The organism is Pseudomonas sp. S2_A05 (genome assembly GCF_054668485.1).
This window is the reverse complement of the sequence record NZ_CP162775.1, coordinates 1,008,942-1,023,662: the sequence shown is the minus strand read 5'-3', so window position 1 is coordinate 1,023,662 and position 14,721 is coordinate 1,008,942. Positions and strand designations below refer to the sequence as shown.

Here is a 14,721-nt window from a genome sequence, read left to right as displayed (position 1 = left end):
GAGCGCCGTTGTGTCGCCAAATGACTTACTGGGTGACCAGCTCGACCGGTGTTTCGATCACGCCGTTGGCACCGCTGTCGACTTTCTCGCCTTTGATGATCTTCAGCGCGGTTTCGATGCCGAACACGGCCTGCTTGGCTGCAAACTGATCAGCCGTCGCCAGCACGCGGCCGTCCTTGAGCATTGGCTTGATGGCATTGATATTGTCGTAACCGACGACTTTCACCTGCCCTGCCTTACCAGCGGCACGGACTGCGGAAACGGCACCGACCGCCATGCTGTCGTTACCGGCCAGCAGTGCTTTGACATCCGGGTATTCACTGAGGATCGAAGCCGCAACCTTGTTGCCCTTGTCGATTTCCCAGTCACCGGACTGCAGCGAGACCACTTTGATCTGCGCGGCTTCCATCGCGTCCTTGAAACCGGCCGTGCGCGCCTGCGCGTTGGTGGTGGTGGACACGCCTTCGATGATGCCGACCTCGTCGCCCGCCTTCAGTTGCTTGGCCAGATATTCGCCAACCAGACGTGCACCCTTGCGGTTGTCCGGACCTACGAACGGCACGTTGATGTTTTTGCTTTTGACCACGGCGGGATCGAGCTGGTTGTCGATGTTGATCACCGTGATACCGGCGTCTACGGCCTTCTTGATCACCGGCACCATGGCCTTGGAGTCAGAAGGCGCGATCACCAGTGCATTCACCTTGGCCAGGATCATCTGTTCGACGATGCGAGTCTGGCCGGCAGTGTCGGTTTCGTCCTTGATACCGTTGGAGATCAGATCGAAATCGGCGGAGTGTTCTTTCTGGTACGCCTTGGCGCCGTCTTCCATGGTCAGGAAGAATTCATTGGCCAAGGATTTCATGACCAGCGCGACTTTGGGCTTTTCTGCAGATTCGGCGAACGCCGAGGAGACAGGTAGTGCGGCGGCTGTGGCAGCCAGCATAGCGACAGCAAGAAGACGTGCGGCGAATGGCAGCTTCATGGGTTCACTCCGATCTTATGATTATTGTGAGCAACGTTTGCGCTGACGTAAGCTACGTCACGGCTCCGGAAGCAGATGCCCTTCAAAGCCGCGCAAACGTTTGCGTAGACCGAACTATGAGAATCCCGCTGACATTTGTCAACAATCAGAAATCGTCTTTTGTTGTAGGCCGAATCGCTGAGTCGGCCATCAGACGCTTCAGGCGGTCGTGTCGACCAGGCCACCGCTTGTAGCGCTTTTCGACATCTCCTTGACCAACGCACCCGCCACCTCTGCCAGTGCGGCGCTGGTTTGCGCGATCTGGCCCTGAATCGACATCACTGCCTGGGATTTCGCTTCGGGAGTCGGATAGCTTGCGGCCTGAGCCGCAGCCAGTTGCTGTTGCTGCTCCTGAAGTTGCTTCTGCAGTTCCTTCATCCGCTTGAGCAACGTCTTGACGGTGATGCTGAGATTGCTGTCAGCCTCGGTTTCACTGTTTTCCTGCACAGGCCCGCCACCGGTTCTGACCTGATTCTTCTCAGTCTTTTCGGTACCCAGCGCCTGCGCCGAAGTCTCATTGGTCGCATCGTTCAGGCTGTTGATCGTCGCTGCAGTTTTACCGCCAATGGTGACTGCAGCGGGATTGGCAAAACCGACCGTCAGTGACATGTGAACTCCTAAGATTTGGTTTCCTTGAGGACGCATCGGCCTGAGAGCACATTTCTTTAGCGGGGATTTGTCACCCGCCTGGCTTTTCAGAGATTGCCTATCGGCGAGCCGAACACGAATCCGTCTGTCGTTCGGAATCCCGGATGGATGGATCCTCAACGATGCTCTAGCCCTCGACAAATATTGATTTAAATCATTGGGTTAAACATTTTCCGCCAGCACATTACGCATGGTATGAATCCTGCTCCCGTCCTTGCACCTCGAGCATTCAGATCGGCTTGGGGCGCATCTAGATGAACCTGCATCAGCACCGTCTCACGACTAGAGAGAAAAATAATGAAATCTGCTTTCAATACTTTGATTCCGGGCGCATTGGCCCTCCTCCTGCTCCTGCCTGCTGCCCTTCAGGCAAAAGAAGCCGAAACCCAGACGAAACTGGCCAACGTCGTCGTCCTTGCCACAGGCGGCACCATCGCTGGCGCCGGCGCCAGTGCGGCCAACAGCGCCACTTATCAGGCAGCAAAAGTCGGCATCGAACAACTGATTGCCGGCATTCCCGAGTTGAGCAAACTGGCTAACGTGCGTGGCGAACAAGTCATGCAGATCGCTTCGGAAAGCATCACCAACGACAACCTGCTGCAATTGGGTCGTCGCGTTTCCGAACTGGCTGACAGCAAGGACGTGGACGGCATCGTTATCACCCACGGCACCGACACCCTCGAAGAAACCGCTTACTTCCTGAACCTTGTCGAGAAGACCGACAAGCCGATCATCGTCGTAGGTTCGATGCGTCCGGGCACTGCCATGTCGGCAGACGGCATGCTCAACCTGTACAACGCCGTCGCCGTGGCGAGCAGCAAAGAAGCGCGCGGCAAAGGTGTGCTGGTGACCATGAACGACGAGATCCAGTCCGGTCGCGACGTCAGCAAAATGATCAACATCAAGACCGAAGCATTCAAAAGCGCCTGGGGTCCGCTGGGCATGGTGGTCGAAGGCAAATCCTACTGGTTCCGCCTGCCGGCCAAGCGTCACACCATGGATTCGGAATTCGACATCAAGGACATCAAGAGCCTGCCTGACGTAGAAATTGCCTACTCCTACGGCAACGTCAGCGATACCGCCTACAAGGCACTGGCTCAAGCCGGCGCCAAAGCCATCATCCACGCCGGCACTGGCAACGGTTCGGTATCCTCTCGCGTGGTTCCATCCCTGCAAGCCCTGCGCAAGGATGGCGTGCAGATCATTCGCTCGTCCCACGTCAACGCTGGCGGCTTTGTCCTGCGTAACGCCGAACAGCCCGACGACAAATACGACTGGGTTGTCGCTCACGACCTGAACCCTCAGAAAGCCCGCATCCTGGCGATGGTTGCACTGACCAAGACCAACGACAGCAAAGAGCTGCAACGGATGTTCTGGGAATACTGATTGAACATCGCCTGATCACTTCTCGATCGGGCAATTGCGCATCACCTGTCAGCTTGACAGGTGGTGCCCCGCTTACACCCTTCCAATACTTTTCCCACAAAAATCTCGACAAGTCCTACACCAAAATCGGAAACCCGCTGTCAGAGGATTTTCTTGAATTTTAAGCAGTTGCGAAATCGCTTACAGTTAAATACTGTATGCACGTACAGCTTAATAAGGATAACCTCGTGGCCACCTCTCCTGCTGCTCCTGACGCTTATGAACGCATGGGTATGCGCGTTCAGAAAATCATCAATTCCCCCACCGCACAAAAAGCCAAAGCCGCACTGATTTTCCGTCTGCCGGATGAGCCGATGGACGACTGGGAGCGCTTGCTCGAGGAAATCGACGAGAACGACAACGTCACCCTCGCCTATCGCGATGACGGTGGCGTGCAGATTTTTTGGGTTGTGCCGAAGGAAGATTGATTCAATGAGTGTCCGCTGTGTTGCTTTGCTGTTGTTGTTTTTCGCCGTGGGCGCCCAGGCTGGCGCCCCACGTACATTTTCCGAAGCCAAGAAAGCCGCATGGAAACTTTATGCGCCGCAGTCCACGGAGTTCTACTGCGGCTGCAAGTACACCGGCAACCGCGTCGATCTCAAGGCTTGCGGCTATGTGCCGCGCAAGAACGCCAAGCGTGCATCGAGGATCGAGTGGGAGCACATCGTGCCGGCGTGGCAGATCGGGCATCAGCGGCAGTGCTGGCAGCAAGGCGGACGCAAGAATTGCACGCGTTACGATCCGGTTTATCAAAAGGCCGAAGCTGACCTGCACAACCTGGTACCGAGCATCGGTGAGGTTTATTTACCTACACCCCACTTCTCCTGATTTGTTGACAGGCTCTGATCCCTTGCTAGCCTCCTAGGACATCAGCACAGAGACGCTGGGTGACCACCATGCGAGTAGCGAAGGTCGAGGGGGTAAAGTGGAACGGCCGCGAGGTCAATGCCGTCATGATCCTCCGGGACGGGCCACTGACGAATGAGTCTGTGGTGTTCGTGCCCACCTATTATCTGCTCCACCTTGCTAAGGCTGCACCACTCAATACCCTGTTAGCCACCGCGTCAGATCTCAAGTTTTACTTCGAAGCCCTGGAGATAAGTGGTAGGCAATGGGACGAGATAACTGACGATCAAATGTCGGGCTATCTTGAAAGCACCCTAGCATCCACTTATAAACTTTCCGAAAAAAGCATAACTCGTCATCGCGCCTCGATTGACGGCATGTACACGCACTTATCAAAAAAGCGGATTCACGGAAAGATACTTCGACTTCAGCTTTAGATACTACAGAGTGGACGGCGTAGAGCAGAATGCTGATTCACCCACATCAGAGAACTTCAAACTTAGAAAAAAATACATCAACGAACCGTTGTATAATTGCTTGCTTGAAAACGTCCCTGGCTCCATAGGGTTTGTGTGCGACCGAAACGAGCTGATACTGGAATTAGGATATCAGCTTGGGCTAAGAGCATTCGAAGTAACGCACGGTAGGAATTTGAAAATTGCTGACCTTCAAGAAATCTTTGAATCCAACAGCAAAAACAAAAAGCTGTCCGCCTCTATAACGATTTTTGGTAAAAGAAAAAAATCCCGCACAATTAACATACCACCAGACTTGCTTCATAAAATGGAGATCTTCATTCAACGATATGAACATCTCCCATATAGGACTAACCTGATTTCCTCAAAAAATGGAAAATTGTTAGCTGCTTCATTTGCATGCAAAATATTTAATACTACTCGGAATTCTGCCTTGCCGAAGCTTAAGGAAGTTCTTGGCGAGCTCCACAAAGACGAAAATGCCCCCTACACAATTAACTGGAAATCCATACAGGCCCTAAGCTTCCATTGCATGAGGCACACCTACGCGACGAACTTGGTCACGTACTGCTACGACAATAATATCGACCCGAACAGCTATCTTCCCACTCAACTTGGCCATACAAAGCCATCCACCACTAAACAGTATACGAATTTTGAAGCAGCGCTTTACAATCGCGATAGCCGGCGGAAATTATTCAGCGTAACGGAGAATAGCCATGAGTAAAGCGCCCCTACAAAATGAAAACATTATAATTTCCGTTACTGATCCTCATGTTGCGCATGTACGCTACAAAGGAGTCTATAAAACAATAATTAGCAAAACCATATCAATACCCGAAAAATTTCATAACTTTCTTCTCCTTCAGTGCATCATATGCTACCTGCAAATAATGACAGCAAGGAATTCCTTCAATCTCTACAAATTCGTAACCATTGCGCGAGATTTTGTATTATTCCTCGAAGCAAAATACGAACGAAGCTCATCCATACCTAGCAACGTACTCAGAAACTATGCTTTATATTTGAGTGACAGCAAGCAATTGAAGCCCGCTAGTATTCGCAGCACCCTGAGTGCACTACAGGAAATATTTTCTTGGAATGTAGGCAGACCAGACTTTAAAGATCAACCAGAAAAAGAACGAACGTTTGTTTTGGCAGTACTGGCTCAGAAACCATCAATACCGATCAATAAGATGCTAGACGGGACAGCCCCCTCTATGTCGGAGCTGGTTCAGTCTAAAGAATATGACGACTTGGAACTGCTCAACTCCCTCATAAAATTTTGCTTCGGATTTCTAATAATTTTTCAAAATCATCGCTTGATTATTACTGGAGATCGTAGGGTTCAGGCACGACTAAATCAAGCAAAAAACACTAGAAACCCCGACATTGACTGGCACTTTCTTCACCCGGACTGGGAAGACTACAACGAGATATTCAACGCAATTGTAGCGTCGCGAGAGGCCACTTTGCTAGAACGACTTCTCGTCTCAAACCAGAGGTTTCAAGACGCATTTTCCGAAGCCGATAGACCTTGCACCCTTGAAGAACTTTACGAAAAATTAAAAACCTGTGTGCGCGGAATAGGCTCGATTGCGTTCACAAATAGACTGAACGAGCAAAGTCAATATGTTACATTTGAGCAACTCGACATACGGAGCTTACTTAGCCCTAGCGAAGCTGAAGAGATTTGCTTTCGGTGGCTGTTGGCAGTAGACAGAATTCAGCAAAGCGGGCAAAAGCAATTAACTCTAGACGACGCTGATATCACGCCTACCCATGTGACCCTTTCCTTTCTAAAACGTAGGGCCAACGAGTACCAACGGGATTCGACAATTCATCGTGCCAAGACATATAACTACCGTCTCATCAAGGCATTCACAGAGCTCAGAAAAACTTTTGAGCAAGATCTCAGTGATAAATCTATATCAAAGCTATTTTTTCAATACGAGAACCCATTTGCAAGGGTACAACATAGAACATCCATTAGTTATCGCACAATAATACTGGCATGCACTCCTTTTACAAATATCTATAATGAAATATCGGAGGCTTTTCCCGAGGCTAAACTCTTCCAAGAGTATTTTAACCTCCTGATCCAAGAAAACACAGAAGCTCGACAGAGTGCTTTCGAGCGAACAAAATCCGGCGATCAAACAGCCACCTCTTCTGCTAATACATCGACGCGTACGCTCAGCGCGAACGTAGTCGCTCAGTCCCGCGCAATCATCGACCCAGAAGAGCCCAAACCATTTTCAGCTTTCGACCGTAAGGCGATGCTAGAGGCTGAGGCAGATGGTGCAGCACACACAGTCAGAACCAGCCAAGAAGTGTACAGAAATCGCAGCCAAACAGCGCATAGGCTTGGGCTTCGTGCGAAATTTGTAAACTCAGTAGGGAAGCTCCAGGAGGAGGATGCGCGACGACTCTCAGCTCTTATGAATATGACTACCCTCGTTACAATGAGCGACGTGAATGAAGCTCTGGGTTGGGACGTATCATCTTTCAAGCGCGAAGATATAGAGGAGTTCAATCAGCTTATTGAAATCGCTGAAGCGGATGGATACAACTGCCAACCCTTTGGATGGTTGTCCAAAGTGGGCTCCCAGCAACGCATCATAATAATAACGCCGGTGACTGCAGCGCTAGTACACTCATACATTCAGGGATGCAAACAAGCCTTGAAAACCTCAGAATCGCAGGAGAAATCACGCGCAATCATCCTCCAACTGTGTTATGCCAAGCTTGTGCTAAATTCATTTGACAAACGCACGATTGCGGAAGGGCGAACGCTACTAAAAGACTACAATTTCCCGCCAGCTATCATATAGCAGAAAACTCATGAAAAACAAAACTCAGAACACTGCGAATAACACATTGGGGAGTTCGACCCTTGTCATTATAGATGGCAGCGGAAGTAAACCTACAGATGTGGATTTCGATTTCCGTTGCGATATTGAAAAAGTGATTTGGGCACAGCAAGTTTTCTTGGAAATGCCATTCATCTCCCATCAGGAACGTGGACAACCCATATCGGTAACGAGCAGCAAAGCAGCTAAAGACACAGCCGTATCATTGCGAAAAATTTGTGAATACTGGGAATCTCGCTTACCCAATAAGTCGTTGTGGAGTTGGTCAGAGCCAGACGTAGTAGATTTTTTTCACATCGCAATGCTGCGCTCTGAGGTTACGGAACAATTCCCTTGGCCCGTATATTCCAACCAGCGATATCATGATTACTCTCAGATATTTAATATTAGCCACAAATCAAAGACAATCGGAAAAGCGGCTGATGGACTGCATTTCAGTTTGAGCAGCCGCTTTAAGATGCGCACGATGGAGCCGATTCTGGATGAACATGGGCTGATTTACGAAGAGTGGGTGACCGGTCGCGGCTACCCACCAGTACCACTAGGCATCTGCTCTGTTCTACTCATGAAAGCTATCGATGTACTTGATTCGAAGGACACCGCTCTTACGCTAGCTTTATATGCTGCCTGGAATAAAAATCCAGATTTACACAAGGAGTGGCTCAAGAAAGACCTTAGTCCCCTGGATCTGCTCAAGATGTCCACAGACTCATCTAATGACCACGTGGGTCTTCTTGAAGAACTTCAGGCACGCGGACTAGATCATCACGTCACGCTTCCCTGGTTAGGGAAACAAAGCTTCGAGAATACAGGCGTCGAGTAATTGGTGCTTGTGTCAATATCAACTTTGTCCAATCCGGTCATCGTGCCCACGAGTTTCTTTCAATAGTATCGAATGACCGTAAACATAAGAAGAATACGTTATATGTAAAGCAACGGATGGGAAAATCATTGGACGGTCTCAAAATCTATAGACCACTGGCAGACCTCTCCGCTCGGGCGGCTGAGACCCTCTGGACAATGAGTTATGTAGACCCAAACATCTATCCTGTGCCACTCCTACATCCATGCGACACAATCCAATATGCAAGAATGATGAGTAATGGCTATATCCCAACATCAGAGTTTCGCTCCTACGGGACATTAGCCACCAATCAACGCCTGAATGCATTTTACAGATCTGACGTATTTAGTGTTATGCCCGAAGCACAAACCATACATCCAACTCTTTCAACCCATCAGTTTAGACACTCATTTGCAGAATTTACACTGCGGCGATTTGACGAAGATGTTCACGAAAGCCTACGAGAGCACTTTGTTCAAAAATCAGATTATGCCACCCAGATATATGAACGAAAAAAACTAGACCCTGCTGTCCAAAGCATGCTTGAGCGAAAGTATCTCTATGAGATTATTGGAAAGGCAGCCCAAGGAAAACTATCCTCTCGCTTCTGGGGGCCCGCATTTTCTCGCATCCAAAAAGAAATTGATAAAATTAAATTTTTGCACCCATCGAGCCCAGCTGCCCATTACGAGGAAATATTAAAACAAGTCGAGCGTTTTTCAGTATTCGAATGGGGATTCTGCGTTCTATTCACATCTTCAACGCATGAGGCAAAATGTAAAGACTCAACAACTGGCTTACCCGAGATCGATTCGCTTGCGAGTGCCGCACGCTGCACGAACTGCCCGAACAACATGGGAAATTCAATTCAAAAAAACAATTTACTTAGAACTGAACTCGCTTTCTCAGAGCTTGGTAGAACGCATCCAATCAAGGCCATAGGAAGACTGTGCACCGACATTGCAAACAATATTTCTCGAAGGACAAAAATCTAACATGGCAATTACACTCGAAAGTATAAAGAAGAATGAGAAAACAGAAACTCTATTTCCAGAATGGACTTCTTCTGAAACCAAGAAGAAGCTTTATGCAACAACGATGCAAATGTTTCACGACATAAAGGTTCGAATTGAGCAAGGCGAATTCGACTCCGCTCGCGACATAAAACTCATTGCACGGCGGATTGCAACAAGCTGCGGACTAAGCCCAAGCATTATCACTGCCCGACGCCAGCCCGAGATAGTCGCCCTGATCGAGACAATGAATGAAGATCTGTCAATTCTTTACACAAGCTCAGAGGCGACTCGACGTCATAAATCCTTCAGGCCAACGAAGGATCAACTTCAGATAGAAAACCGCCGACTTAAAGAGGAAATCGCCTCTCTTAAAAACTTAGCACTCGGATCATACGCCAGCACTGTCCTCCATAGTGTTTTCCCTAGCAATGCCCGCAATGCCGCAATAACCATAGCAAAACTTAAAGAAGAAATAGAGCGTCAATCATTGATTATAGAAAACCAGGCAGAGCAAAACAGAAAATACATGGAAGCCTTGAGTAAATATAATACCGATGACTGACGGAGCTCTATACTCACTAATTTGGTGAGGTCAACTATTTAAGTGAAGCTAACCATCACAGTGAAACATCAGATCTGCAGATTCACATCGTAGAAAAAAAACTGCTGAACAACGTAGTAGTTGGTTTCCCAGCAAAATCATAAACTTATAAACCGCGTGCAATTCTCCCCACACTCATCTTTTCTTAAAATATCATTTTGGCTTGCAAAAAATTTTTTTATCCTCTACCACTTAACACGAAAGGACAACCGCCACCTGGTAGTTCATCATGAGGATCTCGCCGCTCATGCGTATTCACTGGGGATTCAAAGAAGATATATTAAGGCTTCTCTCTGAAGCTGCACTCGCCCCAGCTCACTCCCCAGAGCAAGAGCGGCTGTTGAATGAAGCCTGTGTGCTGCTATGGCGATTCGACGAACACATAATTCCCAGATCCTCAGAGGATATATTCCCTTTACTTTCCATGGATATCTCCAGCTGGCTGCCGAAGTCTGTCAACCTACTCTACACAGGCCAGCTATTGGCGAAAGGCCATCCGACAACTTTGCCCAGAACCATCTTAACTGACATTTCAGGTCACTCCTTGAGCCTACGCGACAAAATAATCAATGATTTATTACTTTCAAATAGCAAGCGCGCCACCACAACCAAAGACTTTCGCACACTAGTCAGTTCAGAGAATCTTGCAGGAGTAATCAAAGCGAAAAACATAGCTGATCCCAGTATACTTCAGCTGTACGAACCCTTCGCAGAAACAGAAGCCCAAAAATTCATTCTACTTTGTCGCCAGTGCTCTTACCCTCTAGATTCAGTAGGGGATTATTTAATATGTATCTCACCATTCTGTAGCAACGTAAAATACTCTGCACACCCTCCTCACCAGCCAGTTCCTTTTAGCCGAAAACAAAAACCACTCAAAAAATTTCTGCGCATGGTACGTTGAAGCTCAGACACATTATTTGGAGAACTATTGCAACCCCCCTACAACTAGAGTGCCGCATGATCAGCTATTTCAAAAAAACCTTGCCCCCAGCAACGTACTCAACTTTAGCTCTCATTGATGGCAGACCTGGCATCTCTATAATCGAAGGCGACAAGAAAATACAACTTGAGCCAGTAGCCACTCATTCAGCGAGCACGATTGAGAACTATTACGGCAGCTTAGAAAACTCCAATCTTACATGGATTATCGTGCCCGACGGTACGCGTTATTTATTCCAGCACTTGAAAGCCAGGCTCCCAACCAACTATACCATCGTCACAGCCAGAAGCTATCCCTATGAGTACTTAGCGACTTTCCATAATTTAGCTAAACGTGGGGGGCGCCGCGTACGCTGTCAATGAATGCCATTGGATCCCTGCTCTGCTTGCGTACACATTCACTTCCTTCCTCCGGATTTACTTCGAGCAGTAGGCGCTGGGCGGTTGTCCACGGATTCTATATGCCGAGTCATTGTCAGAACGGGTATCAGTGCTCGCAGTACTCCCCCCAAAAATTTCCACTCTTTGATTAAACTACTTACCGCGCTCTCTCAGCACCTAAATTGCAAAGAACCTTCAATTCGACATACTGTCCTTTTAGTAGCATCACGCGATCCTGGCTTGGACGCGCATCTAAAAAATCTTGTATCTCCCGAAGACTATGCACTTGAGCTCATGTATATTTTCACGTTTTTGGATTCAAGAGATGTACTCTAAGCCTTCTTTCTTGCTCGCAATATCACTGTGCCTCTGCGCCCCTTTCTCTCCCTCCGCTCATGCAGATACCAAAATTGCCACTTGGAATCTCCAACACTTGAGTGTGCGCCCAACGAAGGACTTCAAAGCCATTGCCAAGGTCGCAAAAAACGTTGACTTCATGGCTGTGCAGGAGCTGATGAGTGAGAATGCTCTTAACGCATTGACCAAGGAGCTCGCCAAGCAGACTGGCGTACATTGGAGTTCCATGGCATCTCATGCGGTCGGCCGGTCTAGCTATAAAGAAATGTATGGGTTCGTATGGCGGGCTGATGCCATTTCCTATGAAGATGGCGCAGTCACCTACCTGGACAGGAGAGATACCTTTGAGCGCGAGCCTTACTCGGCACGCTTTAAGTCTCTCCGGGACAACGCATTCTTTGTGGCTGCCACGGTGCACATCCTGTATGGAAAAAATCAGGCAGAACGCTCCACAGAGATCGTCGCGCTGTCAGACTACTGGGACTGGCTTCATCAGACCTACCCCGATACCGATCAAATTTTCCTGATGGGTGACTTCAACACTCCGCCGGCGGCTCAAGCATGGGCAAGCCTCGACAAGCTCGCAAAACCACTGATGCTTAAAGGAGCGAGTACCCTGTCCGCCAAGGATGGTCAATTCGCGAACCTTTACGACAATGTATTCATCAGTAAAGACAGCCGCATGCGGATCAATGGAGCAGAGGTGTTCAACTACCCCAAATACCTAGGCCTGAACAATGCCCAGGGAAGATCTCGCGTATCCGACCATGCACCGATTTTTCTAAACGTCCGTCTCAACTCGACGACCTCTTCTCTGCAGGCCAGCACATCGTCACGCAAAATCGCCAATCCTGTGGGCTCGGCGGAGCGTAACCCGACGATTAGACCAATCCCTTCACAAGCCCAGGCAATGGTTATCGGAAATCTGAAGACGAAGATCTATCACATGCCCGGCTGCCCATCTTATGCAACCGTTAGTGCAAAAAACCGAGTTGAGTTTCCCAATGAGAAGGACGCTATGGCCCGAGACTTCCGTCGAGCCAAGAACTGCCTCTGAGCAAGCGTATCCCCCTCAACAGTGCTGAGGCCCACTCCCCGCCTATCCAGGGTTTTCTATCAAGCCGCTCGATGACCGTAAACATCGGGTGGCTTTTCACACTTTACTGATTTACATGGCTTTTATAAAAATGTAGCCGGATGGAATAGCTCTGCAGGCCAAGGAGACAATAATGGACTGAGCTACGATCACCCAATTGCTTCACTACCCTGGAAAGCCCACAAGACGAGGGCAGTAGCGATTTTCAACGAATTGATGGGACATTCCCTTCCCAACTCTTCATTCCCCGCGTTCAGAGCTCATAAACATTTTGCTCAGGCCAGGCAAGGCACTGCCCGACCCACCCTCAGTATAGGAAAAGCGTCTATTCGGAATTACAGAGTAAGGGCTGCATCCTTCTCGACGGTCTATATTGCGTGGGCTATAGCGCACCAGGCGTGTTTCTAGCCCCCCGCTCGACATTGGCAGACAGCGTATGGCTTGCATCCACGACTATATCGAGACATTTCCAGTTTCAGTAGACGCCATCAAGCGCAGCCGAACACAGGCAGTCGCAACTGTACTAACGGCCCTTCATCAGCTGAATACATCAACGCCATGTTACTCAGGGATAAGCTGCGCCACTGGTCGGACATGGGTGGATAGACCCGTAATTCAGCATTGTCGAGACTATATTCCTCGTCAGGTATCGTTAGGCGACACATTTAAAATTTAATCAGCTTGCACCTACAGCTGCTCCATACTTAACATGTCTGTATGCGTACAATAACAATAAAGGCGGCATTTAAATGCCCGACGCCAAGTCTACTTCATGCTCTCGCGCTCGAACCAAAAAATGGTTTGGCACCCGCTCATTATCTGCTGCCCAGAAAAAACTTGTAAGACTTAGCCAATTCCAAGCAATCGGTTGGTTTTTCAAAGCCGTCGACACCATGGCGGCAGGATCGTACATGGATCAGTTGAACGGGCTGTTTTGTTTCGACCGCGAAGTTGATCAACTCGGCATCGGAACTGACGCCCCAATACATTTATTATGCTCTGCTAACTGGGACGAGAGATTCTTCGTTGCTTGGTGCTTGATCGGTGCGCGCGAGCGAGAACTTGCCAAGCAACTGCTTGCTGACGGAATACACAATTTTTGGCCTGACACCCGTTTCTGCGAAGCCAGTTGGGAAGACCGTGTTCAAGTGTGGCTAGCCAGTCTCCCTACGGGTGAACCTGATCACGTTGAGTTAGAAATCGCAAGATTCGCAGGCCAGGCGCCTCGAAATGCCCTCCAGTTTGCACAATAGAATCAAGGTGCACGGGCGGCTCTGCTCATGTGATTGTTGAGTCTTCAGGATCAGGAACAGCGCCGATGATGAGCCCACCAGGCCATCCTGGAGCCACCGCCAGTCATGCGCCGCTTGGCGGGTCGATCTGTGCCGTGCATTGCTTGGCCCAGCCGGGCATTAACAGCCTGTATTTATATACAGTATTAGCAAAATACGGCACCCCCGAGGCCCCAAGTGCACCGTTGCACCCCTGTGCAGGTTCCTGATGAGCTTCCAAAACCCGTAGCACAGGGCCTGTAGCCGTTCTCCACTGGCGATCACTCGCCATGGTCGACACCGTTAATCAGGACATCCACGTGCCAGGTTTTTAGGGTTACAAATAGAACTATATATACAGTATTCGGCCTACCACGCCCGCACCGGCGCCCTGCCGTCGCCCTCGCCCTTTTCCGCACAAGTGCCAGCGGTTTGCGCAGCCAGGGGAAAACTAAGCTATAACGCCAACCGCCCAAAAATCTGCAAAAACTAAGGTAAAGTTCTAAAGTCTTCCAGTCACACCGATAGCTGTAAACCAACTTTTTGCACTGTAAACCACTGTGGTTAACAGTATTGAAAACTGGTTTACATCCACTTCTCTACCTTTTAGAGGCAGGGAACAGCGCCCGTTGGGTGAGCAGGAGCAACCCCAGCAGGCTGGAGGCCTTGTCCTTACGGTTTTCGATAGCCTCCTCGAGCAGTGCCCGGGCGTCTTCCTGCGTGAGCTTCAGCGTATCGGCAGCCAATGCGGCGGCAAACCCCAAGGCGGCATCGCCGTAAGTCCGCTCCCAGCGGGCAAATACCTTGGCGAGGCGATACAGCTCAAAGGCTATCGCAATAGCGTCATCCACGCAGACCTAGGAGGCCTCCCCCTTCCGGAACTCCATCGTCGCTTTAAGGAAGCGATCAATGTTCTCCGCCCCT

At 49.4% G+C, this 14,721-nt stretch carries 15 protein-coding genes and 1 pseudogene; 13 read left to right on the top strand and 3 right to left on the bottom strand.

Annotation, left to right across the window (positions count from 1 at the left end):
- Window positions 1-25: 25 nt before the first annotated feature.
- Together AB4O12_RS04640 and AB4O12_RS04635 are read right to left on the bottom strand one after the other, a co-directional pair.
- Window positions 26-982, bottom strand: a complete 957-nt coding sequence (locus tag AB4O12_RS04640) for a sugar ABC transporter substrate-binding protein (protein ID WP_024012403.1) — start codon at window positions 980-982, stop codon at window positions 26-28.
- Between the two features lie 198 nt (window positions 983-1,180).
- The gene (locus tag AB4O12_RS04635) at window positions 1,181-1,630 is read right to left on the bottom strand and encodes a hypothetical protein (protein ID WP_460060521.1); all 450 of its coding nucleotides are present in this window, start codon (window positions 1,628-1,630) and stop codon (window positions 1,181-1,183) included.
- Between the two features lie 336 nt (window positions 1,631-1,966).
- Between AB4O12_RS04635 and AB4O12_RS04630 the strand changes: the two genes are divergently transcribed.
- The 13 genes and pseudogenes from AB4O12_RS04630 to AB4O12_RS04570 all read left to right on the top strand — a co-directional run bounded on the left by AB4O12_RS04630 (window position 1,967) and on the right by AB4O12_RS04570 (window position 13,779).
- Window positions 1,967-3,055: an asparaginase gene (locus AB4O12_RS04630; protein ID WP_095179504.1), complete on the top strand. Its 1,089-nt coding sequence runs from the start codon at window positions 1,967-1,969 to the stop codon at window positions 3,053-3,055.
- Between the two features lie 197 nt (window positions 3,056-3,252).
- Window positions 3,253-3,522 (top strand): DUF1654 domain-containing protein, encoded by a 270-nt coding sequence (locus AB4O12_RS04625; RefSeq protein WP_016774035.1) that lies wholly within the window; start codon window positions 3,253-3,255, stop codon window positions 3,520-3,522.
- Window positions 3,523-3,526: 4 nt separating this feature from the next.
- Window positions 3,527-3,895 (top strand): annotated as a pseudogene (locus tag AB4O12_RS04620) (endonuclease); the annotation flags it as partial.
- A gap of 95 nt (window positions 3,896-3,990) precedes the next feature.
- Window positions 3,991-4,377, top strand: coding sequence for a site-specific integrase (locus AB4O12_RS04615; RefSeq protein WP_460062387.1), 387 nt, complete (start codon window positions 3,991-3,993; stop codon window positions 4,375-4,377).
- Window positions 4,378-4,387: 10 nt separating this feature from the next.
- Window positions 4,388-5,143, top strand: coding sequence for a tyrosine-type recombinase/integrase (locus tag AB4O12_RS04610; RefSeq protein ID WP_460060518.1), 756 nt, complete (start codon window positions 4,388-4,390; stop codon window positions 5,141-5,143).
- Window positions 5,136-7,250 carry a hypothetical protein gene (locus tag AB4O12_RS04605; RefSeq protein WP_460060516.1) on the top strand — a complete coding sequence of 705 codons (2,115 nt, stop codon included), beginning with the start codon at window positions 5,136-5,138 and terminating at the stop codon, window positions 7,248-7,250. Before AB4O12_RS04610 ends, AB4O12_RS04605 begins: the two co-directional genes overlap by 8 nt.
- A 10-nt stretch (window positions 7,251-7,260) precedes the next feature.
- Window positions 7,261-8,112, top strand: a complete 852-nt coding sequence (locus AB4O12_RS04600) for a hypothetical protein (protein ID WP_460060514.1) — start codon at window positions 7,261-7,263, stop codon at window positions 8,110-8,112.
- A gap of 272 nt (window positions 8,113-8,384) precedes the next feature.
- A complete protein-coding gene (locus AB4O12_RS04595; protein WP_460060512.1) occupies window positions 8,385-9,128 on the top strand; it encodes a hypothetical protein in 744 nt (247 codons plus the stop codon).
- A 1-nt stretch (window position 9,129) separates the two neighbouring features.
- Window positions 9,130-9,711 carry a hypothetical protein gene (locus tag AB4O12_RS04590; protein ID WP_460060509.1) on the top strand — a complete coding sequence of 194 codons (582 nt, stop codon included), beginning with the start codon at window positions 9,130-9,132 and terminating at the stop codon, window positions 9,709-9,711.
- 286 nt (window positions 9,712-9,997) lie between these two features.
- A complete protein-coding gene (locus tag AB4O12_RS04585; protein WP_460060507.1) occupies window positions 9,998-10,654 on the top strand; it encodes a hypothetical protein in 657 nt (218 codons plus the stop codon).
- Between the two features lie 56 nt (window positions 10,655-10,710).
- Window positions 10,711-11,055, top strand: coding sequence for a hypothetical protein (locus tag AB4O12_RS04580; protein ID WP_460060505.1), 345 nt, complete (start codon window positions 10,711-10,713; stop codon window positions 11,053-11,055).
- Between the two features lie 451 nt (window positions 11,056-11,506).
- The gene (locus tag AB4O12_RS04575) at window positions 11,507-12,487 is read left to right on the top strand and encodes an endonuclease/exonuclease/phosphatase family protein (protein WP_460060502.1); all 981 of its coding nucleotides are present in this window, start codon (window positions 11,507-11,509) and stop codon (window positions 12,485-12,487) included.
- Between the two features lie 788 nt (window positions 12,488-13,275).
- Complete coding sequence (locus AB4O12_RS04570; protein ID WP_460060500.1) at window positions 13,276-13,779, top strand: hypothetical protein; 504 nt, start codon at window positions 13,276-13,278, stop codon at window positions 13,777-13,779.
- Window positions 13,780-14,396: 617 nt separating this feature from the next.
- Here the strand turns inward: AB4O12_RS04570 and AB4O12_RS04565 are convergent.
- The gene (locus AB4O12_RS04565; protein ID WP_460060498.1) at window positions 14,397-14,648 is read right to left on the bottom strand and encodes a hypothetical protein; all 252 of its coding nucleotides are present in this window, start codon (window positions 14,646-14,648) and stop codon (window positions 14,397-14,399) included.
- Window positions 14,649-14,721: the final 73 nt, after the last annotated feature.

What these genes read in the sequence shown, in the direction of transcription:
- AB4O12_RS04640 (WP_024012403.1), bottom strand. Translation starts at nt 982, where the DNA reads ATGAAGCTGCCATTCGCCGCACGTCTTCTTGCTGTCGCTATGCTGGCT.
- AB4O12_RS04635 (WP_460060521.1), bottom strand. Translation starts at nt 1,630, where the DNA reads ATGTCACTGACGGTCGGTTTTGCCAATCCCGCTGCAGTCACCATTGGC.
- AB4O12_RS04630 (WP_095179504.1), top strand. Translation starts at nt 1,967, where the DNA reads ATGAAATCTGCTTTCAATACTTTGATTCCGGGCGCATTGGCCCTCCTC.
- AB4O12_RS04625 (WP_016774035.1), top strand. Translation starts at nt 3,253, where the DNA reads ATGCACGTACAGCTTAATAAGGATAACCTCGTGGCCACCTCTCCTGCT.
- AB4O12_RS04615 (WP_460062387.1), top strand. Translation starts at nt 3,991, where the DNA reads ATGCGAGTAGCGAAGGTCGAGGGGGTAAAGTGGAACGGCCGCGAGGTC.
- AB4O12_RS04605 (WP_460060516.1), top strand. Translation starts at nt 5,136, where the DNA reads ATGAGTAAAGCGCCCCTACAAAATGAAAACATTATAATTTCCGTTACT.
- AB4O12_RS04600 (WP_460060514.1), top strand. Translation starts at nt 7,261, where the DNA reads ATGAAAAACAAAACTCAGAACACTGCGAATAACACATTGGGGAGTTCG.
- AB4O12_RS04595 (WP_460060512.1), top strand. Translation starts at nt 8,385, where the DNA reads ATGAGTAATGGCTATATCCCAACATCAGAGTTTCGCTCCTACGGGACA.
- AB4O12_RS04590 (WP_460060509.1), top strand. Translation starts at nt 9,130, where the DNA reads ATGGCAATTACACTCGAAAGTATAAAGAAGAATGAGAAAACAGAAACT.
- AB4O12_RS04585 (WP_460060507.1), top strand. Translation starts at nt 9,998, where the DNA reads ATGCGTATTCACTGGGGATTCAAAGAAGATATATTAAGGCTTCTCTCT.
- AB4O12_RS04580 (WP_460060505.1), top strand. Translation starts at nt 10,711, where the DNA reads ATGATCAGCTATTTCAAAAAAACCTTGCCCCCAGCAACGTACTCAACT.
- AB4O12_RS04570 (WP_460060500.1), top strand. Translation starts at nt 13,276, where the DNA reads ATGCCCGACGCCAAGTCTACTTCATGCTCTCGCGCTCGAACCAAAAAA.